Below are 781 nucleotides of genomic sequence, written 5' to 3' on the forward strand. Positions count from 1 at the left end.
TAGGAGCGGCAGAGAACTCGGGGCGCTTCACCATCCAGAATGAGGTCCGCATCCGCGGAACTCAGATCGCGCCCACGCCGCTCCCCGGACTCCGGATCGCACCCATCCACCCAACTGCGCAACTGCATCTCGTCAAGCGTGTCCGTCGAAATGACGCCCGCCGTAACGATGAATCGTCGGACGCCGGCTGCCGCATCCCCGTATCCGGCGAGCGCATCCACACCAACGGTCGCGCGCAGGTGCGAGTCACACGAGCCCTTCAACGCATAGCCCAGCGCCTGTCGAACCCCCTGCGATCCGACACCTCTCTTCCAGCGCTCGAGACCTCCTCGCACCCGAACAGCGTACCGCTTTTATGCTGAACTCGAAACGAGTTCCACAAAAAGTGCCTGCGTGCATTGCTATCTTGGGTCGCACTACTACTGTGGTGGTTGCCGTTCGGGTTGACTACGGGTTGGGTCGGTCCATCGATGTCTGCGGTCAGCTCGCTAGCCTGGCAGCCTTCATCGCTGGCTGGGATGGCAACAGGCCGACCTAGGTGATTCAGGAACTCTCGAATGGACTCAAACCTCCCGATTGCCGACGACTCGGACGCTCCGGTCGATGCAAACGGGCACGCAGAGCACAAGAGTCACCAAGCGAGGGGTGCGGCCAGCAGAGCAGAAATGACTCTGACAAATGCACGGTTTCGGATCCCGGGTGCGATCCCTGGACTGCGGACTCGTGCCTGCGGTTCCTGACTAGCTACGCGCCCTGACTACCCACGGGCTCGAATGCCGCC

General features: G+C 62.0%; 1 pseudogene. It reads right to left on the reverse strand.

The annotated features are described in order from the left end of the window. Positions 1-335: pseudogene (locus MIC448_RS15250) on the reverse strand (hypothetical protein); the annotation flags it as partial. Positions 336-781 lie beyond the last annotated feature (446 nt).

It is taken from the genome of Microbacterium sp. C448 (assembly GCF_000582705.2).
GTDB classification, from domain to species: Bacteria; Actinomycetota; Actinomycetes; order Actinomycetales; family Microbacteriaceae; genus Microbacterium; species Microbacterium lacus_A.